The following is a 21258-nucleotide window of genomic DNA, read 5'->3' as shown; positions in this document are numbered from 1 at the left end:
CTTCTTTATGATCTGATGCATCAGGATTTACCACATGACTTATATCTATGCCTGTTACCTTATAGCTTCTTGACCTAGTTTTTTAGTTGCGTTGTCTAAGTCATGATTTACTTTTTTAGCTTCTTTATCTATTCTTTTTTTCATATAGACCTCACTTTTAAGTTCTATAATTAGAGTAGCATTTATATTTTTTATAAGCAATTAAAATTTTACTAGCAAATTCTCCACCGATAAACGAAATACGTTTAAAATAGAACTCGGCATTAGACCAAAGTAAATAATTAGTAGTATTAAAGGAGTTATTGAGATTATTTCATATTTATATAAATCTCTGAAATGCATAATTTCTTTATTGATAATCTCACCGAGCATTACTTCTTTATATAATTTCAGCATATAAACCGCCCCAAGGATTATGCCGAGAGCTGCTATAAAGGTTGCTATTACGTTCACCTTATAAATCCCAAGTAGGCTTAAAAATTCACCGATAAATCCGCTAGTTCCGGGTAGCCCGACAGAGCCGAGCATAGCAATCATAAAAAATGTGGCAAGTACAGGCATTTTACTTGCTACACCACCATATTTAGCTATTTCTTTAGTATGCAATCTTTCATATAAAGTACCGACTATTAAGAATAAGCATGAAGAAATCATGCCATGGCTAAGCATCTGAAATATTGCTCCGCTAACTCCGGCTTCAGTAAAGCTAAAAATACCTATCGTAACATATCCCATATGTGCAATTGATGAATAGGCTATCATCTTTTTCATATCTTTTTGAGCAAAAGCAACAAGGGACGCATATATTATAGCAATAACGCTAAGGTAAATTACGTAAATTGCAAATTCTTGTGATACACTCGGAAATAGCGGTAATAATACTCTTAAAAAACCGTAACCACCGAGTTTTAGCAAAATACCGGCAAGAATAACCGAGCCGCTAGTTGGAGCTTGTACGTGTGCATCGGGTAGCCAAGTATGAAACGGAATCATAGGAATTTTAACGGCAAAAGCAATAAAGATAGCCCACCATAAAATTTGCTGAGCAAATAACGGGATGTTATAGGTAAGTTCAGAAATATAGGTTAAATCAAAACTATGAATTTTGCTGTAAATATAAATTAATGAAAGTAGAAAAAATACTGAACCAAAGAAAGTATATAAGAAGAATTTAAGAGCTGCATATATTCTATTCTCACCACCCCAGACGCCTATAATGATATACATCGGCACTAATATTGCTTCAAAAAAGAGATAGAATAATAATAAATTTACAGAGGTAAATGCCCCTATACAAAAAGATTCCATTAATAAAAAACATACTAAATATTCTTTAATATATTTTTTAACGGTAAATAAGCTTCCGATTATACAAATAAGAGTAAGAAAGGAAGTTAGAGCCACGAAAAATATTGATATACCGTCAACGCCAACATGAAATTCAAGCCCGATTTTATCAAGCCAAGCGTAGCGTTCAACAAATTGATAAGCGGGGTTTGAGGAGTCAAACTCTATTAAAATATAAATAGTTGAGATGAATGTTAAAACAGAACTAAGCACTGCAACATACATTACATATATCGGTTTATCTGCCTTTTTACTTTGACTAATAAACAGCAAAATATATAGCACGCTTATTAGCGGCAGAAAAATACTGATAGATATAATAGGTAATTCTAACATTCTTTTAAGATTTTATGAGTTTTTTTATTAGTATATGTCATTCCCGCGAGGTATTGTTGTGTGGATCAATTCCAACGCTGTCATCCCGCGGCTTGATCGCGGGATCCAGTCCTTTTTTAATTTTTTTCTGGATACCGTGGTCAAGCCATGGTATGACACTAAAAACCTTTCCAAACAAAATAACTAATTGTTACAACAATAAATGATACTATATACAAAGCATAATTAAAAACATATCCTGTTTGTGTTTTGCCGGTAAGAACGCTAAAGCAATTAACGACTCGTGAAAAACCGTTCGGTCCAAAACGATCGATTATTTTCTGATCGCCAAGATAAAATAAAGAAGCTAAACAGTTAATAGGCTTCACAATTAAGAAATTATATATCTCGTCGAAGTAATATTTATTTCTTAGAATGTTGGAAATTAATCCAAGGGGTGTCATCCCGCAGCTTGACTGCGGGATCCATTTTTTTTGGATTCCGTGGTCAAGCCACGGAATGACAGTACTTGACTTATATAAGTAAATCCCAATAACAATTCCCACTATACCGACTGCCATAGGTAGTAATTTTATATATAAAGGCGGGTGGCTAATTAGTAATTTATAAATATGTAAATTAAATAGGCTTTCATGGAAATAACCGTTTGGTTTGTCCATAGAGAGTAAATAATAGCCGATCATACCGCTAAAAAAGCTCCCAGCGACAAGTAATATAAGTGGATTATTCATTACTTTAGCCGGTTCGTGAGCATGCTCAAAAACATCTTTTTCTAACTTAGTTTTGCCATGAAATACCAACATAATAATCTTCATTGAATAAATAGCGGTAAGTATTGCTGCTACTATCCCAAAAATGAACATAAATGAGCCGCTACTATAAGCCGCTTCTAAAATCGAGTCTTTAGAGTAAAACCCTGCTAAAGGATAAATCCCTATTAGTGCAAGTGAGCCGATTAAGAAATTTCCGTAAGTTACCGGCATTTTATTTCTTAAATCACCCATTTTAAAAATATCCTGCTCGTGAACGGCATGTATTACGCTGCCGGCTGATAAGAATAATAAGGCTTTAAAAAAGGCATGAGTTACTAAGTGAAATATCCCGCTATTATAGGCAGATACCCCGCAAGCCATAAACATATAACCAAGCTGGCTACAGGTAGAGTAAGCAATAATCTTCTTGATATCGCTTTGCATAATAGCAATGCTTGCAGCAAAAAGACAAGTAACACCGCCGATAATCGTAATAAATTGTAGAATTAAAGGGCTATATTCAAACAAATACGAGCAGCGTGCTACTAAGAATACTCCTGCCGTTACCATGGTTGCTGCGTGAATAAGTGCGGATACCGGAGTCGGTCCTTCCATCGCATCAGGAAGCCATACATGTAAACCAATCTGTGCAGATTTACCCATACAGCCGATGAATAATAAGAAGCAAATAATATCTAGAATAGAAAACTGTAACCATATTTTTGTATTAGATAATAATTCTGCAGATGAAAATACATCTTTGTAATTTGCCGAATCACAATAAACAATAATCGTTATTACGCCTAAGATAAAAGCAAAATCGCTGGCTCTATTTGTTATAAAAGCTTTAATCGCTGCTTTATTGGCGGATTCTTTTGAATACCAAAAACCAATTAGTAAATATGAGCAAACGCCGACGCCCTCCCAACCGAAAAATAACTGTAAGAAATTATCGCTAGATACTAGCATTAACATAAAAAAAGTGAATAAAGAAAGAAAAGACAAGAAGCGTATAATCCCCTTATCTTCGGCCATATAGCCAAGCGAGTAAATATGCACGACGCTAGATACCCATGTTACGGCTATAAACATTATGCTAGTTAGCTGATCGATATAAATCGACCAATTTACTTTAAAATTTCCAACCTCAATCCATGGTAATAATTTAATATGGATTATATTTCCGTCTAAGCCCGCATCACAAAATATTATTAATGAGAATAAGGCAGATAAAGATAAAAAGCCGGTTGCAATTACTTGAGCTAATTTTTTGTCTATTATCCTTACGAATAACTCGTTTATTATTGCAGAGGCAAGCGGTAACATGATGATCATTATGGAAATATTTTGATACATCATTATCCCCTCATCTGATTAATGTCGGTAATTTCAATTGAGCCTTTATTACGGAAATATATTAGTAATATTGCAAGCCCGATTGAGGTTTCGGCAGCTGCTACGGTTAAGATTATAATACTAAAAATTTGTCCCGATAATTCTTGCATATATACGGAAAATGCAACAAAATTTATGTTAACTGCAAGCAGCATTAACTCAATAGACATTAATATATTGATAATATTTTTGCGATGCATAAATAATCCAAACATTCCGATAGTAAAAACTAAGCTGCTTAAGATTAAATAATGATTAAGTGAAATATATTCATTCATATTTAATATTCTCAACACCTTTATTTAGAATAGGCTTTGTCATTAATACGGTATTTTCTTTATTGTGACGTAGTTGTTTTGATATATCTTGACGTTTTACTCCCTCACGCTTCTTTAGCGTTAACGTAATACATGCAATCATAGCGACAAATAAGATAAGGCCCGCCATTTGAAACGGTAGCATAAAGTCTGTGTAGAGTACGCCTCCTATTGCTTTAGTATTTGAGATATTATTTGTTATGGCAAATGATATATCGGAGCTGAAATTAATATTTTTGGTGCCAAGTAAAATAATTGTTACTAAATCAGCAAACATTATTAGAGCTATAAAAATACTTAAAGCAAGATTTTCTTTTAACTGTGTTATTGTCTTATTAAAATGCATATCTAGCATCATTATCACAAATAAGAATAATACTGCTACAGCTCCAACATAAATCACTATCAGCATCATAGCTAAAAATTCTGCTCCAAGCAAAATCATAAGCCCTGCACCGTTGATAAATGCAAAAATTAACCATAATACCGAATATACGGAATTTTTGCTTAAGACAACGCATAAGCCACTGATAGTTATTAATGTTGCAAATAAATAAAAAAATATAGGCATGGTTTTTATATAGGTTGTGTCTTATCTCTATTTTATCCTCGTAAAACTCGTTTTACAACATTAGGTTCTTTCTCAATAATCTTAAGAAGTAATTTTGCAGCTCCGGTAGGTAATCTTCTGCCTTGTTCCCAGTTTCTTAAAGTTGCAACACTAACTCCAAATGTTGTAGCAAATTGTTGTTGTGTTAATTTTAACTTATCTCTTGCTTCATGCACGTCTATATTAGATGATTTTATATCATGTTTATTTGCTTTTAATTTTCCTTTAGCGTATAAAACAGCCTCTTGCATTCCAATTAATATACTTTTTTCGGTTTGATTAGTATTTTTATTATTCATTTTTGCCTCTTCCGACATGTTTTTTGCATGATTTCGATATCATCCCCGCGAAAGCGGGAATCCAGAAAAATAACCTTAATATAAATACATATTTGACAAAGTAAACCTATAAAAACTTGTTTTTATAGGTTTTACAGGATTCCTGCTTTCGCAGGAATGACATAGTAAATGCCTATATTCAAACATCAAACCAACAAAGCATTAGAAGAAAATTTCTCGATCATCGGAGTAAATAAGCTTTCTAGTTCTTTGCGTATTTCTTCTTTGTTTTCTACCTTTTGACCTTCTTTACTTAAAGTTAGCTCGCCTTTTTCTACATGACCAAGTACAGCCTCAATGATTGCTTTTTTATCATGTTTACCGTCCATATATCTAAGTGCAAACTTCTCAAAGAAATTAACGCCGATCGGTTCATGTTTTAAATTTGTAACCCACATAGAAGGTGTATGGGTTGCTTGATGTATTACCATTTTTGTTGTTTTAGGCTTATCAAGCTCAGGTTTATTTCGATGTTTCTGATTTGTAATACTAATATAACCTTGTAATACTAGCTTCATTGCATTATTTAAAAGCTCAGCTTTAATTTCGTTTAATTTAGTATTATGTAGCTTTTTATTAGCTTTAGCGGTTATTTTCTCAAAGCTTAACGGATTATTTAGATTCTCGCTGAAAGTGTATAAAATAGCTTTCATATAAGGCGAACTAGTTGTTAAGTGAGAGTCTTTATTACCGTTTAAGAAGAATTTTAAGGATTCTGAAGCATTATTAAGATCTACTTCTTTGAGTGGTTTTTCAGGCGCTATATTAAAGATCATATTAAATTTCGTTATATCATCATTGTTAATATTTCTATTAATTTTCACATCACTATGACATAACAAAGTGGTTCTAAAACGACGATTCGTAATGAAATCCATATATTGTTCAGTTCTAACTATATCGTTCACCGCTTTTAACTGCTCTACTACTTTTGGTGGCATATTACCAAGATACATAGTCGAAAGATTACAATCGGCTAAATATTGTAAATTGTGCTTTCTTGCTTCATTCATAAATTCATGGAAGTAGAATTGAGCATTTTCTTCTTCTAGATGATCATGACGTAAATAATGATCGGTTTGTTTAGCAAGCAGCTCTGCCTCGGTTTTTAATACTTCTGCATAAGGAGTTTTAGAATTCTCTAAGCTATCCTTAACAAATTCTAGTAACAATCTAGATTGAGCTATTCTATCCCGTACATTTGCAAATGAGCTAGAATGATACATCATCATATCTCTAATAGTACGGACCATATTCCAACCCGGTAGCGTATTATAGCTAATATATGCTATTCCGTTTGGGCTAAGATTTTTATTACAAACTTCAAAAATTTTATCTCTAACGGTTTTTGGCACCCAAGAAATTACGCCATGGCAAATTATATAATCAAACTTACCGAAAGAATCATCAATATCGGTTATCGAACAATGATGAAATTCTATATTTTTCAGTCCAAGTTCTTTGACATTTTTATTTGCTTCGTCAATTTGTACCTTAGACAAATCAACCCCAACAAAATGAGCTTTTGGATAAAGAACTGCGTGTGGTATTAAATTACCGCCTGCTGCACAACCAAGCTCTAATATTTTTGCATTCTCGACTTCAGGAGCATTTACATTGAAAAGAGTTGCAAGTGTACTTAAGTGATAGGGGTGGGTAGTGGTATACGGGTAGCTCTCATATGGTACTTCATCATAAGTGTTATGATCTGAAACCACACCGTTAAGAACTGATTGTATGGAATGTGATTTTTTTGCCGTCTTATCATGACCGTTAGGGGTAGAAGAAGAGTTAGTAGCTTTTGGGGACATATTTTTTCCTTATATAGTTGGATTATTCGTGTCATCCCGCGGCTTGACCGCGGGATGACATTGCAGCTTTCATATAAATATTTCACAGAATTATTAAAATGGCAATCTATAAGTAAATCCTACGCCAAATTCTCCAATGGCTATAGTTTTTTTTGATAGGATTTGCCGGCACAAATTGCCCCGTTTTCATATCAAGCGTATCATAATTAATTCTTACTTTATATGCCGTTTGTAATTTTGCAGTTGCATCAATACTTAAATTTGAAGTTACATCTTGTGAAATCCCAAGACCTGCTTGCCAAGCAACACAATTTTTATGGGTTCTTCTTACTTTAAAATAATCGCTATTTATAACACTCCACCTAGAAGAGGTAGGCTTAACTTTTATTTGTGCTATTCCACCTCCAAGTATTACAAAAGGTGTGAAAGTTTTTATTTTTTCTAAATCATAAATAAGATTTAGCATATATATTTGATAATACGGTAGTATTACCTGGGGTTTTAGGAATAGTGAGACCATTACTTAAATTTTGCTGAGGTAATACGTAATGCAGACGATATTTAGGTTGATAAGTTGCTGAGAATTCAATAGCTATCTGTGGATATATTATATAGCCTATTTCCCCACTATACATACTTGATTTTTTTAAAATTATTTCGGTATTTGAGTGTTTATGTCGGAATTTACTAACGACCGGTTCAACTATTCCGCCTTCTGCTCCTATATAGAACCCTGTTTCTTTTGCAAAAGCAATGTTATTAAAAATGATGATAGTAATAAAGAATAATTTTAGTAATTTAGTCATTATAATTTCTTAAAAAATAAAAAAATATTATATACCCCCTTTATTAATGGTCAATCATATTTTTCCTAATTATGGAAGCAATTATACTAAATAGTAATAAAGTAATAGTTACAGTGAGCGAAACATATGCCGGAATCGCTATATAATGATGAATAAATATTTTAAAGCCGATAAATATTAAAATTAAAGCCAAAGAATATTTTATATAACTGAAACGTTCTACAATTTCTGCTAAACAAAAGAATAACGCTCTAAGCCCTAAAATAGCAAAAATATTTGAAGTATAAATTATATAAACATCATTAGTAATTGCGAATATTGCTGGTATACTATCTATAGCAAAGACTAAATCTATTGCTTCTATCAGTACTAGAGATATAAAAAGGGGGGTAAAATATAGTTTGTTATTACGTTTAACAACAAATTTATCCTCTTCAAGATTAGGAGTAATATTTAGATTTTTTACTATTGACTTGTAAATATAAGAATTCTGTATATCAAAAGTTTTATGTGATACATAAAAAGTTTTTATACCGGTAGCAATAAGTATTACGGCAAAAATATATAATAACCAGGCAAATTTATTTATAAGAATAATACCGCCGTAAATCATTATGGCTCTGAATATTATTACGCCTATTATACCGAAAAATAAAACACGATGTTGATATTTCCCGGGAATTTTAAAAAATTGAAAAATAATAGAGATAACAAAAATATTATCAAGTGACATAGCTTTCTCAATGAGAAAGCAAGTATAATATTCACGAGCATGATCTACCCCCGTATTATAGTAAACATAGATACAGAATAAACAAGCTATTACAAAATAGAAAAGACTAAAAAGTACACTTTCTTTAAAGCTCATTACGGTATTTTTTTTGTGTATTATTCCCAAATCGAGAATCAGTAAAGCAGCGATTACCGTATAAAAAATAATCCAACTCATTTATTTATCTCTTCATTTTATATTGCATGTGGAAATATAACCCCCCGCCAAACATAACTCTTAGCTGGAATTTTATAGTATTTTCTCCTTGTTTTAAATAACGCTTTATATCAATCGGTAAATTCTTAGCTTGTAATGCTTGACCTTGGTCATTTCCATTGTTACAGTACCTTTTCTCATCTAGAGAATCAACGTTAGTAGGGAGGCTAAGTAGCTTTGTGCCGTTGACATATATTAATGTGCAATCATCATACCATAAATCTTTTACTTCAAAATACTCAATATCGTCCATTATTGCATCTAAAGTTACTTTGAATTCTACAGTATGCAATATTGTATTGCCCGGTTCATTTGTTGCATCTATAAATGCCCCATCCTTTGGAAATGCCATAATGCTCTCCTGTGGTACCGGTTTTTTGTTTAAGATATAGTCACCTATTTTAGTTACCGGATTATAAGGGGTCTCAGGTAATTGGCTTGATGGAAAGTCGTTATAACCAACTTTTATAGGTAATCCTGTAGATTCTCTACAGCCGACATCTTGACCTAAAGGTTCAAACTCGACAACCTTTCTATCAGAATATGACAAACAATGGCGTTCTAAAGGTTTACTAGGATCAATAACTATCCAATTCGTTGGACATTTTCCTTTTGCAAGTTCTCCTATATCGCTTTCAGGCCATTCTGCATTACCGTGATTGTTACCGGAAGGAGCTTCCGCTGTGCTAGGAATTTTAGCACAAGTAGGTACTAATATAGGAGCACAAAGATTCAGCTCTTGCCAAGTTTTATCTCTTACATCCTCAGTCTCAGCTTTATATGTCGGCTCAGGACGAGTGTTTTCATCTCCTTTTGTATATGTCACTGTATAATATTTTGAAGGATCTACTGGTACTAATATTGGTCCTATGTTAGGTTCCGGCTTAATTCTATCCGTATAATCCCTACTTAAAACACATATTGGAGTATTAGCCTTATCGTTATTGGTATAGCATTTACTCGGGATCTTATTTATATTGCAAGTATAAATTGTAATACCTCTTCCTGGACCTGACACTGTTTCTTCTAGAGTACAGCTCGTTAGATCTGTATCTTTTTGACATAAGCCAAGATTTGGATATTTAACGCTATATTTATTTTTAAAATCCTTACAATTTATAGTATCGTTGTTGTTTAGTTTAGCAAGTACACAATTTGTCGAGTCATTATTGTAACCGGGAATAGGTGATCCATCAGGTAAAGTAGGAAGCGGAATAGGATTACAATGTTGGAAATTTTTCGGCATCAAGCAGGCATGTGTTCCACCTTGGATATATTTACCGTTTATATATTCTAAATATTTTAAATATACCGCACTTGAGTCAGGATTTCCATTACTATCATAAGGTTCTTTATCGTCTTTATATTTACCGTGAATAGTCAACTGATTTAGAGCATTTTCTCCTGAAAACGGCATAGCAATATATTTATCTTCCTTCGGATCTTTTGGTGGATCTTTAGGTATAAACGCAACGGAAGAACTATACTTATAACCGGCAAGCATTACTATGCTTTCTGTGTCAGTGGGGTTGGGAGGTGGAGGTCCGGCGTATGCTAACGGCGTTACAAGAGTGCTTGTTTCATCTATGATATTGTTGCCTTCTCTTACTTGTAATGAAGCAATGAATTGCGGTTTATAATAAGCATCGTTGAGATTGCTATTATTAGCACAGGTAATTCCGGCATATTGTTTTGCACATTCATAAGCAGCTAAGCTGTAAGAATGATTTGCTCTCGGTACGCAATCTATTAAATTACCGGACTCAAATAAGCAAATATTATTAGGATTTTGCTTATCGTCTTCAGTATTACTAATAGAGACATAAAGCTTTCTATCTTTACCGTTATTGTCTTTTAAGGTGACATCTGTCTTTATAGGCATTAAGCTAGTTGTATCTTGTTTTTGTACCTCAGGAAATTTTACGCTTACATCCTTAAATTCGCCGATATTAACTCCCCATACTTTTTGGCAGGTAGTTGAATTAGAACTTGGACAGTCCGGTATATCGCTTATGTAGTAATCGCTAGGTGTTTCTACATTTCCAATTTTCTGCGAATATACTATTCTAAATCCCTCATTACAACCGTTAGCCGTAACACTACATGGCGTAGGAATTTCTGTATTAATACATGGAGTGCCGCCTGAAGTATTCTTACACGATTTGATTAAATCTTTAAAAGCCGTATTAGTATGAGTAATTTTTGCTGAAGAAAAATCTATATTACGTGGTTCTACACAAGTTTTGAGGTCAGAGGGAGAACTCGTGCAAAGTGGAACAAGATTGCTAAAGCTAACACGTATGGTATTATTAACAATATTGTTTTTAACATTAATATTAGACGGCACTACACAAGCCGGACTAGTAGAAGATTGGTCAAACTTGCCGCTTGCATCTTTTATGCTACATACATTATTAGCACTAGCATTAATGCTAATATAATCTAAATTTGGACAATATGGCGGTGGAAAAGGTCCTAAAGGTAATTGTACACAACCAAAAGAATAGCTATCTACAGAACCGTTTAATGATCCAAGTGCTTCAATAATTTTTATTATTAAATCAGGAAAAAAATTAAAAATCTTTCCTATTGCATTAAGTATTGATTGAAGTACTTTTATAAATTCTGAATCTTGATCTATCATACCAAGAAGCTGCCCTAATAAACTTGGTAAACTTGCTCCTTTTACCATTTCAACTAAAAATTTTAATACTTTTGCAATAGGGCTAAGTTCATTAGTTTGATGAAGAGGTTGACGATTAGGATTCCAGTCCATCGGATCAAGATGTACACCGGAATCTGAAACAAGGTTAACAAGTCCAGGATCGCTATAAGCACAAAGTTTAGGAGATTTTAAAGTAACTATTTTTCCGTCTACACCGATTATCTTATTATCACTTTGCGTGTAACCGACTTTATTGAGATGTACTCCATCGGTATAACCTGGATCTGCAGGGGAAGGTGTAGTATTTATTCCGGGAGGCGGAGGCATATCCGGTACGGCAATTCTAGCACAAACTCTAGTTAGAGGTAGACCGTAACCTGTAGGCCATAATACACATTCTCCATCCCAATTTAAAGTAGAGTTTTGGTGCCAACAAGCTGCGGCATTACAGCTTTGAACTCTAATACGAATTTTTGGAGTAAAGTAACTACTATCAGGGGCTTCTTCTGCACATCTATTGAGTAAAAAACCGATAAATGTACCTGGGTAATCAAATTTTAATAAACAAGTATCATTATCGCGACCGTCGCTTTTATTCCAAGGAGGACACAATCTGCCTGGTTTAAAAGGTCCTCTTTTTACTTCATTTTTGCTGCCCTTATTCCAAATTTCCGTTCTCTCACTTTGACCGCAATTACATGGATCGTTAAGACAATCGACTATATCACCCCAAATAGATGCATATACATTAAATGAGAAAAATGAAAATAAGAAAAATAGTAAATATTTTTTTAACACTTTGAGTATTCTTTATGCTCGTTGTTTTTATAGTTCATAATAAATTATTGTCATCCTGCGAGCTTGTAGCGGGATCCAGTCCTTTTTAGTTTTTTTTGGATCCCGTGAATAAATCACGGGATGACAGAGTGAAATATTAGTTCGTATTTAACTCATTATATAGGTAATTAACCCAATTATCCGGAGGACCTTGGTGTTGTTCAAGTATTTTTTTATAAATATCCATTTCCTCTTGTCTGCTTGATAAAATACGGACAATTCCTATTAAAGCGGCAATACTTAATTCAGAAGCTATCGATTCATTATCCTTACTAATTAAGAACATTCTTGCAGAAAGTATTAGCTGTGATAATTTTCGTGTTTCCGGCTCGCTTAAACCTAAAATTTTATCTAAATCTTCTATTTTAACGTCAGACGGTAAAATAATTTTAGTATTAATTAAATCAAGCCAAGGTTTTATAGTATATTTTGGATATGACTTAAGATAAATAAAATTGAAATTACTGACGAAAATACCGTTATTTTGAGATAAATTATTATAGATTAAATTTATATTATCATAATAAACCTCAGGTCTGTAAAGTTTATCAAAATTATCGGCAGCAAATATTTTAGGTTTTCTGCCAACTAGGCTTAAATGATAAGTAAAAGCATAAATTACTGCTGCACTAATACTTTGGTGCTTCTTTAAATTATTATTAAATTGTTCTAAAAATTTTCTCTCCGTCGGGTAAAATTGTTTAGAAAACGGCTCATCAGAAAGTTTATATAAATTAAACCCTATAACTTTCCCTTCTTCAATGTTAAGAGACGGTCCATCAAATAATCCATAATATAATTGTTCTTCGGTAAAAACTTTAAGTTTATCAAGTATTTGTATTCCTCCTTCCTCCTTAAAATCTTCTAATTTTAAAATATCGGAAAAAATACGTTTTTCTTTTTCAATTGATAAAATTTTATTTTTTAATTTCTCTAGAAAGGATAGCTCTATTTCACTAAGAGGTGAAATATAATGACCACTGATTAATTTTAAAAATTCTAAAATGAAGGCTTGTGATTTTTCTGTATCATCTACTAAAAATGGATTGATAATTTGTTTGTCCGGTTCTAACCATTTGCCTTCTATTGCCTCGATAAAAATTTTAGAATCATTATTATTAGAGATATAAATTATTGTTGGATCGTATTTAGTCGATTCTGATATTAAAAAGTTCAATAATACTGTTTTGCCGGTTTTCCCCGTACCAAAGATGCAAGTATTACCTTTATTCGTTTTATCATGAAAATTCATGAAATATGGAGTACCTTTCTCGGTTCGTAGTAAAGTTATAGCCTTACCCCAAGGATTATATTGATTACCGAGTGTAGTATTATGAAGAGCGGTAAGAGAAGCAATATGTTCTACGGATAATGGTGACATTCTACGTATAAAGGCAAAGTTAGCAGGTAATTGCGACCAGAATATTTGCTCAATATTAAGATCTTCTTTTACATGAATAATACCAAGTTTAAAAAGTTCGGTTGATGCTTTAGTTACGGCTGCATCTAGTTTATTTTCATCTTCTTCTATAACGGCAATTGAAATTTGCTGATTACAAAATTGAAAATCTAAATTAGCTGCATCAAGCTTATTAATCCCTTTGTGATTAAGTAAAGTTGAGTCGTTAGTAATTTTTAGAATATAATCTTGACCACGCAATTTGGATGTTACTTGTTTTTTGCTAACAAAGTAAAATATTTCAGTTATTATTAATTCAATCGGTAACTGTAAAAATTTATCCAGTGTATTAGAAGGAGTTTCTTGATATTCTTTTATAGATAGTAAAGAAGCTAATTTATTATTTTTCTCATGATCCGTAACTACCATTTTATCGCCGCTAATTGTATAAATACTTCTACCTAGTGCATCGGATAAATCTATTATAGGTACCAAACAATCATTATTATTAAGATTAGCTATTCGATTATATAAAAATAAAGGATTAGAAAAAACATTATCATTTTCAAATATTATACTGAGTTTTTCAGCACCGAATTCGTTTAAATCGTTTAAAATATTATTAGTGATATTTTCTAGTTTTTGAAAAGCTGAATCTAAGTAGTTATTTTCAAAATCAGTAATTAATTTATTAGATAAAGAATTTATTAAAGAGTTAAAATTTTTGATGTCAACTTTAGCAGAATCATGTACTATAGATATATATAAAGTATTAACGAATTTATCATTCCAATGGTTTTTTCTTTGCCATAGTGCATGAATATTTGCCGGTAATAATTTTTTGTAAGGAGTGGAATCGTCTAAATTTTGTTTTTCTCGTATTGTATGTAGCCAAAAAGCAAAATCATAATCGGTTATATTCTTTTTTATAGAAACTCTAACCATTTCACGCAAATTTTGTATGTTATCGCTTATTTTCTCTGAGTTAATGCCGTGTATTTTGATAATTTGTAGTAATTTACCGTCTTTGGTAAGTAAAGTATTTTCATTATAATGACATGCTATAGGTATAAAATTAGGAGCATTATAATTATATATATCTTTGTCAAATTTTCGTAAATCACTAAACACAAATAACCTGAATTTAAATTATCGTTTTGTATACTATGTAACATTTGGGATATCATCCCGCGACTTGATCGCGGGATCTAGAAATAACTTAACAATACTAATCATTTTATTATTAGTAATTGGATACCGTGGTCAAGCCACGGAATGACACAGAGTCACACAACGCCGTTTCCTACATGACGATGCCAATTTTTCAAATTAAACGAGTATACCACAAAACTTTACCTTATTATTTATATTTAATAAACAATTATTCACTATATGTAGTGATTTTTTGTAACCCTCCCATGTAATTTATCAAGACATCAGGTATAGTTATTGATCCATCTTCATTCTGATAATTTTCAAGTATTGCAACCATAGTTCTTCCGATAGGTAATCCTGAAGCATTTAAAGTATGAACTAAGGTAGTTTCGTTACTGCCGAATTCCTTATATCTTGCTTTCATTCTACGTGCTTGAAAATCTCCACAATTAGAACAGCTAGCAATTTCGCGATATTGCTTTTGTCCCGGAAGCCATACTTCTATATCATAGGTTTTTTTTGCCGTAAACCCTATATCTCCGGTGCAAAGTAATATAACACGATAAGGAAGATTCAGTTTTTGTAAAATAGTCTCTGATGCATTAGTTATATATTCATGTTCGGTTTTTGACTCTTCCGGAGTAGTAATAGATACAAGCTCTACTTTACCGAATTGATGTAATCTAATCATACCTCTTGTATCTCTACCGCTACTACCTGCTTCTGATCTAAAGCACGGGGTGTAAGCAACATAACGCATCGGTAATTTTTCTCTCGGTATAATAGTATCGGCGACTATATTTACTAAATATACTTCTGCGGTTGGAATTAGTCTGTAACCATTTGTTGTTGCAAAAGACTCTTCGGCAAATTTAGGTAGTTGTCCTGCATTATACATAGCATTATCTCGAACTAATACCGGAGGTGATATCTCAAAGAAGTCAAACTCTTTAGTATGAACATCAATCATAAAATTAATTAAAGCACGTTCTAGCTTTGCTAAATCACCTTTTAACGTTACAAATCTAGCTCCTGAAATTTTAGCAGTTTGTTCAAAATCCATTAAATTTAATTTTGTACCTAGTTCAAAATGCTGCTTATTCAAAGCATTTGGATTTGTCTCTCCGTAAGTACGAACTAATTTATTCATACTTTCATCAATTCCGTAAGGTACTTCTTCGTCCGGAATATTAGGAAGCATATTTAATAGTTCATTTAATTTGTTATTATTATTTAGATCCTGTTCGAGTTCTTCCAATTTCTCATTTATATGTTTGACATCTCTTTGTAACCCTTCAAACTCTTCGCCGCTTTTAGAGGCCATATTACCTAAAATCTTTGATTTTACCTTACGTGCATGCTGAAATTCTTGAATTAAACTTGTAATTTTTCTTTTCTCTCCGTCGAGCATAGCAATTTTACTAGACATAGGTTCAATAAATCTTTGGCTAAGCTTTTCATCGAATAATTCTTGATTTTCTCTAATCCATTTGATATTTAACATTTAGTGTCCTCGATTTTTCTATAAAATTACATATCATTATTGAAGTTTCATATAATAAAAGTAGCGGTATTGCAAGAGCAAACTGGCTTAAAATGTCAGGAGGCGTTAATATTCCTGCAATAATAAAGTTAATTACCACGGCAATGCGTCTTTTTTGCTTAAGTGTTTGTACCTTAACTATTTTTAGTATATTTAATATTATTATCACGACCGGTAGTTGAAAAGCAACTCCAAAAGCAATAATTAAATGAATAACTAAATTTAGATACTCGCTAATTCTTGCTTCCAAAACTATCGGTACTATCATATCACGTTTTTCAAAACTAAGAAAAAAATTCCAAGCTTTCGGCATTACAAAGTAAAAAACAAAAATACTACCGCACCAAAATAAAATAGGCGACATAAAAAGAATAAAAGCGATAATTTTTTTTTCATGGCGGTGTAACCCGGGACTGATAAATAAATAACACTCCAAAGCAATTATAGGTATAATAATAGTAAAAGCAGTAAAAGCTGCAAGTTTAATATAGGTAAAAAATGCTTCTGTAAGCCCTGTATAAATTATATTTCGTACCGTATCACCGCTTAGCTTAGCAAGTGGTTTTAATAAAAAACTATAAATATAGTCGCTAAAATAATAGCAAATAGCAAATATAATTATAAAAGCAGTAAATATTCTAAGAAGCCTTGTTTTTAATTCTAATAAATGTTCTTGAAAACTATATAGTTTCATAAAAATTCTGACTCTTCATTTCGCAGAAATATATATAATATATATATATTATAAACCTTTTTTAATAATTGTCATATCTTTTTAGAAATATTCACAAAGCCTAGTTTCTTTCTATATATTTTATAAAATATCGGTATAAATAACATGCTAAACAGAGTATTACCTAAAAAGAATACAGGCCAAGTAAGATATTTTGCACAAATACCGCCAAGGCTAGCTAGAATAATACGGCTAAGAGAGCTAAAAGATGCAATAATAGAATATTGTGTGGCAACAAATTCACTATTGCAAAGGCTAGCAAAATAGATAGAGATAATAGTTCCTGCAAAGCCTGCACAAAAATTTTGTACTGTAACGGTTATTATAAATGTCTTTATATCATAGCCGATAGTAGCAAGAATCATAAACATAAGAGGTGATAATAATTGAATAACTCCACCAATTAAGACACTATGAAATATACCCATTTTTGTAGCTAAAACGCTGCCTAAAGCTCCTCCGACGATCATGATTAGTAACCCGTAAGCTTTGTAAATAACGGCAATTTCATGAGTAGTAAAACTTAAATCTAGAAATAAAGGAGAACTCATAGCCATAGGTATAGAATCCGCAGCTTTATATAAAAAGATAAACAATATAATTAGCAGTAAATATTGCTGTTTATTTTTTAAGGAGATAATACTTTTTTTAATAACTTCAAAATATTGTTGTAATCCTATTAAATTAGTAGTTGTATGACGTATTTCTTTTGATTGTGGTTCTTTGATACACAAAATTACTATAGGTCCAATTAGAGTAATGAATAGAGCAAATTTATATACTGTATTCCAGCCGAAAATAATTGATGAATATAAAGCACCGACGCTACCAAGTAACATACCTAAACGAAACCCTATGCTACTAAAGGTAAAAGCCATTGAAAGCTCTTCTTTCGATGTAGGTCTCTCAATTCTATATGCATCAAGTACAATATCTTGAGTAGAACTGCAGAATGAAATAATAAATAAGATAACGGCAGTAATATATAAATTATTACAAGGGCTTATGTTTAAGAACCCCGTCATTGCTAGGATTAAACATATTTGTGCTACTAATGCCCAGCCACGTCTGTGACCGAATTTAGAACATAAAAAAGGTATAGAGTATTTATCTATAAAAGGTGACCATATGACCTTTAAGCAATACGGAAAAGCAGCTAGTGATATCGAACCTATTATATCAGTGGTGTATGTTGCTTCGGATAATTGATATGGAACTGTAAAAAAAATTAAATTGAACGTAAGACCGGAAATTAAGCCTAAAAGTAAAATACCGATTAAATATGTATGGTTATTTATGTCATTCCTGCGTGAATTGATCTTCAACGTCATTGCGAGGAGAAACTGTAAGTTTCGACGAAGCAATCCAGTAAAAAATTCTGATTTACAGAATTTTTTATTATTTTTTCTGGATTGCCACACTCCTTTCAGTTGTGGCTTTGTTGCATGGCTCACTTCTACCTCTGTCATCCCGCGAGCTTGTAGCGGGATCCAGTGAAAAATACTAATAATATTAGTATTTTTAGTTGTTTTCTGGATACCGTGGTCAAGCCACGGTATGACATCGAACACGTTTTTTGAGCCATGTAACAACGCTTTCAGTCGCTCGTAATGACAATTAGGTACACACGCAATAATGCCTCGCAGGAATGACATAAAGGAATGATTAAAAATTTTGTACACGAAATCTAATAGCTTTAAATAGTTACTTAATATTTCATTTTTAGGGAGTAAGGGGCTACTTTGGAAAATATTTTACCGACTACCGGTATTTTAGTTACAATAGTGCTGATTAAGAAAAAAGAAGGAATAACATTTCCTTTAACCATAATTAATTGCTGCTTGGTATCAATATTACCTTTCATAGTAAAATCAAAGAACGGTCCATGTGCTTCCGTATCAAAAATTGTAATTATATTTCCTCTATAATTAAATTTACCGGTCATATCTTCAAATAAAATATTTTTATTATTAGTTATTGAACTAAGAAAACCCGGCAATGAAACAAAGGAAACAAGGCGTGTTAAAAAAGGAGTATCGACTACCGTAAAATGTTTTATAGAAAATTTGCCGTCTAATATCGGCACTATTTCACCTTTTTTTACTTCATATCTTTTTGTATTTAAGTTGATATTAATCTGACCGTTTTGCATAGTGGTATACATTCCGAGTCCCTTAAGCAATGCTCCGGCATTATCGGATTCAATTAGCCATTGTTCAAAAGTGTCCTTAGCGGTAAGCGACATCTTAACTTTTTTATTGTCGATATTAGCATTTAGAAAACCGGAGAAACACCGCACTTTATCACATTTAATTGCTAAATCAAGATTACCTAGAATTATATTATTTTTTAAAAGTATTTTTGATATATTAGTTTTTAAATTAATATTACGTGTAGAATCTCCCTCTTTTTCTAAAAACTGCATCATATTAGCATTTGATAAATCTAATCCGCTTCCATAAAGTTCCGTATTAAGATTATGGTTATCTATGATTATTTTTCCTTTTAAATCCGTATGATTATGTTTAACAGAGGCTAGATTAATATTATAAATATTTTTCTTAATTAAGGCATTACCGTTAATTTTTAGATTATCCTGCCCTGAAAGGTTAAATTCAATATTTCTATCGAAATTTTTATCATTTAATTTAGTATATAAATATAAATTGGCTTTTTTATATAATTTTTTATGAATGGATACTTTATCTATATAAAATTCTAAATTATCAAGATTAGAATTAACGGTAATAAAACTCTCATTATTATGCTGTTTTTTATACTCAAAATTTAAAACGGTGCTGCCTGAAATTAATTTAAATACTCCTAATCTTTGATTATTTGCCGCAATATTACTTTTTATTTTAAGTAAACACTCATTATTCTTATCCGATATATCATGATCATAAGTAAAGCTGCTTGCATAATTATTAATTTTACCTTTACCGCTAATATTTAGTTTATTGTCTTTAAAGCTACCTTTGGCTTCACCGTTTTGTAATAGGATATTATTGTCTAAGGTGTTAAAAGAGATATTTGTTAATGTCGACAAAATATTATAGCTATTAGGGATATTTGGGCTAATAGGAATTATTAGCTCTATTATTGAATTTGCCGTTCCTTTGATTTTTTTAAGATCAATATTTTGATATGCATCATTTGGAACAAAGGCAATTAAGTCGTTAATTTCACCTTTAGCAGTAGCATTAAAAACAAATTGCGATTTATCTGGTCCTTCCCATTTGAAAGTCATAATACCGTCTGAAACGACACTTTTACCGCTATATGCTTCATTAATTAGAAATTTTATTTCCGGTCCTGAAATGATTATATTAGTATCAACTTTAGTTAAAGGCGGTAAATCTTTATGATATTTATATTCAAAATTCGAGATATGTAAATTTGCTTTTAAATTATCTTCTACTAAAATATTTTTTTTAAAAAATTTTTTATCTAATTTAATATTTAATTCTCCGTTTTGGATGTAACCTTGTTTTATATGTTCTTGCAAATATGAGATTATAGGATTATCCGGAATAATTTTTTCGACTGTTTGATAAATTATTAAAGGCATATTTGCGGCAGCTGCACTTGCGTCGATATTTTTATCGGTTATTATACCGTTTAGTGATAAAAAAGCTTTATCCCCAAAGGTAAGTTTGCAATTAACGGTCTTTGGATTATCTTTAGAATAGGTGGTTTTATATGAGCATAAAGCATTTCCTAGCGGTAAGCCCGCTCCTTGCTCATCGGTTAAGATATCACTTTTTATTGAAGTTAACCGTATGTCGGTTAGGGAATCTTTTTTAATTATATTTAACGAATAATCACCGGTCGTTGAAGTATTTATAATCTCTTCATCGTTATTTGAGATTACGGAAATTTTATCAATATTAAAATTAGCTTCTATTAATGAATTAGAAAAGAAATTTTTGAAATTAAAGAAAAGATTAAAATCGTTAATTTCTCCTCTAGCATTATCTATGAGAATTAAGGAAATTTTATCTATGGATAATCGGTTTTCTTTAAATTCTAAATTATGTAGTACAGCCTTTATATCATTTTTACTTAAATAAAATTCAATTATTTTTTTCAAAGGTTCATTTAAGTGTCCTTTATTTGCACTATAAACAGTTAGAGTTATAGCCAAAGATAATGAAATTAGAATTATAAAAATACTAGTAAAGGTTTTTTTAATCAAATTCATTTGAGCTTGTAAATCTATTGAA

At 31.7% G+C, this 21258-nt stretch carries 13 protein-coding genes and 1 pseudogene; all 14 read right to left on the bottom strand.

Annotation, left to right across the window (positions count from 1 at the left end):
- Positions 1-201: 201 nt before the first annotated feature.
- The 14 genes and pseudogenes from RMONA_RS00820 to RMONA_RS00755 all read right to left on the bottom strand — a co-directional run bounded on the left by RMONA_RS00820 (position 202) and on the right by RMONA_RS00755 (position 21236).
- On the bottom strand, positions 202-1683 hold the full coding sequence (locus RMONA_RS00820) for an NADH-quinone oxidoreductase subunit M (RefSeq protein WP_023507207.1): 1482 nt from the start codon (positions 1681-1683) through the stop codon (positions 202-204).
- Between the two features lie 158 nt (positions 1684-1841).
- On the bottom strand, positions 1842-3761 hold the full coding sequence (nuoL, locus tag RMONA_RS00815) for an NADH-quinone oxidoreductase subunit L (RefSeq protein WP_242402823.1): 1920 nt from the start codon (positions 3759-3761) through the stop codon (positions 1842-1844).
- Positions 3762-3793: 32 nt separating this feature from the next.
- The gene (gene nuoK, locus RMONA_RS00810) at positions 3794-4108 is read right to left on the bottom strand and encodes an NADH-quinone oxidoreductase subunit NuoK (RefSeq protein WP_010421133.1); all 315 of its coding nucleotides are present in this window, start codon (positions 4106-4108) and stop codon (positions 3794-3796) included.
- Positions 4101-4718, bottom strand: coding sequence for an NADH-quinone oxidoreductase subunit J (locus RMONA_RS00805; RefSeq protein ID WP_023507205.1), 618 nt, complete (start codon positions 4716-4718; stop codon positions 4101-4103). Before RMONA_RS00805 ends, nuoK begins: the two co-directional genes overlap by 8 nt.
- A gap of 32 nt (positions 4719-4750) precedes the next feature.
- The gene (locus RMONA_RS00800) at positions 4751-5074 is read right to left on the bottom strand and encodes a helix-turn-helix domain-containing protein (protein WP_023507204.1); all 324 of its coding nucleotides are present in this window, start codon (positions 5072-5074) and stop codon (positions 4751-4753) included.
- Positions 5075-5241: 167 nt separating this feature from the next.
- On the bottom strand, positions 5242-6906 hold the full coding sequence (locus RMONA_RS00795; protein ID WP_023507203.1) for a methyltransferase regulatory domain-containing protein: 1665 nt from the start codon (positions 6904-6906) through the stop codon (positions 5242-5244).
- A 93-nt stretch (positions 6907-6999) separates the two neighbouring features.
- Positions 7000-7712, bottom strand: a pseudogene (locus RMONA_RS00790) (outer membrane protein).
- Between the two features lie 43 nt (positions 7713-7755).
- Entirely contained in the window at positions 7756-8661 is a 906-nt protein-coding gene (locus tag RMONA_RS00785; RefSeq protein ID WP_023507200.1) for a TerC/Alx family metal homeostasis membrane protein, read from the bottom strand.
- A 4-nt stretch (positions 8662-8665) separates the two neighbouring features.
- On the bottom strand, positions 8666-12163 hold the full coding sequence (locus RMONA_RS00780) for a hypothetical protein (protein WP_023507199.1): 3498 nt from the start codon (positions 12161-12163) through the stop codon (positions 8666-8668).
- Positions 12164-12299: 136 nt separating this feature from the next.
- Complete coding sequence (locus RMONA_RS00775; RefSeq protein ID WP_023507198.1) at positions 12300-14732, bottom strand: VirB4 family type IV secretion/conjugal transfer ATPase; 2433 nt, start codon at positions 14730-14732, stop codon at positions 12300-12302.
- Between the two features lie 250 nt (positions 14733-14982).
- The gene (gene serS, locus RMONA_RS00770; RefSeq protein ID WP_023507197.1) at positions 14983-16260 is read right to left on the bottom strand and encodes a serine--tRNA ligase; all 1278 of its coding nucleotides are present in this window, start codon (positions 16258-16260) and stop codon (positions 14983-14985) included.
- Positions 16238-16993 carry a twin-arginine translocase subunit TatC gene (tatC, locus tag RMONA_RS00765; protein ID WP_023507196.1) on the bottom strand — a complete coding sequence of 252 codons (756 nt, stop codon included), beginning with the start codon at positions 16991-16993 and terminating at the stop codon, positions 16238-16240. Before tatC ends, serS begins: the two co-directional genes overlap by 23 nt.
- 71 nt (positions 16994-17064) lie before the next feature.
- Positions 17065-18714, bottom strand: a complete 1650-nt coding sequence (locus RMONA_RS00760; protein ID WP_096000998.1) for an MFS transporter — start codon at positions 18712-18714, stop codon at positions 17065-17067.
- A 26-nt stretch (positions 18715-18740) separates the two neighbouring features.
- A complete protein-coding gene (locus RMONA_RS00755) occupies positions 18741-21236 on the bottom strand; it encodes an AsmA-like C-terminal region-containing protein (RefSeq protein WP_046058375.1) in 2496 nt (831 codons plus the stop codon).
- Positions 21237-21258: the final 22 nt, after the last annotated feature.

This window comes from Rickettsia monacensis, from assembly GCF_000499665.2.
Lineage (GTDB): Bacteria > Pseudomonadota > Alphaproteobacteria > Rickettsiales > Rickettsiaceae > Rickettsia > Rickettsia tamurae.
The sequence above is the reverse complement of the archived record's forward strand: the minus strand, read 5'-3'. Positions and strand labels throughout refer to the sequence as shown.

Coding starts and splice junctions, on each gene's coding strand:
- RMONA_RS00820 (WP_023507207.1), bottom strand. CDS start 1,683: ATGTTAGAATTACCTATTATATCTATCAGTATTTTTCTGCCGCTAATA.
- nuoL (WP_242402823.1), bottom strand. CDS start 3,761: ATGTTACCGCTTGCCTCTGCAATAATAAACGAGTTATTCGTAAGGATA.
- nuoK (WP_010421133.1), bottom strand. CDS start 4,108: ATGAATGAATATATTTCACTTAATCATTATTTAATCTTAAGCAGCTTA.
- RMONA_RS00805 (WP_023507205.1), bottom strand. CDS start 4,718: ATGCCTATATTTTTTTATTTATTTGCAACATTAATAACTATCAGTGGC.
- RMONA_RS00800 (WP_023507204.1), bottom strand. CDS start 5,074: ATGTCGGAAGAGGCAAAAATGAATAATAAAAATACTAATCAAACCGAA.
- RMONA_RS00795 (WP_023507203.1), bottom strand. CDS start 6,906: ATGTCCCCAAAAGCTACTAACTCTTCTTCTACCCCTAACGGTCATGAT.
- RMONA_RS00785 (WP_023507200.1), bottom strand. CDS start 8,661: ATGAGTTGGATTATTTTTTATACGGTAATCGCTGCTTTACTGATTCTC.
- serS (WP_023507197.1), bottom strand. CDS start 16,260: ATGTTAAATATCAAATGGATTAGAGAAAATCAAGAATTATTCGATGAA.
- tatC (WP_023507196.1), bottom strand. CDS start 16,993: ATGAAACTATATAGTTTTCAAGAACATTTATTAGAATTAAAAACAAGG.
- RMONA_RS00755 (WP_046058375.1), bottom strand. CDS start 21,236: ATGAATTTGATTAAAAAAACCTTTACTAGTATTTTTATAATTCTAATT.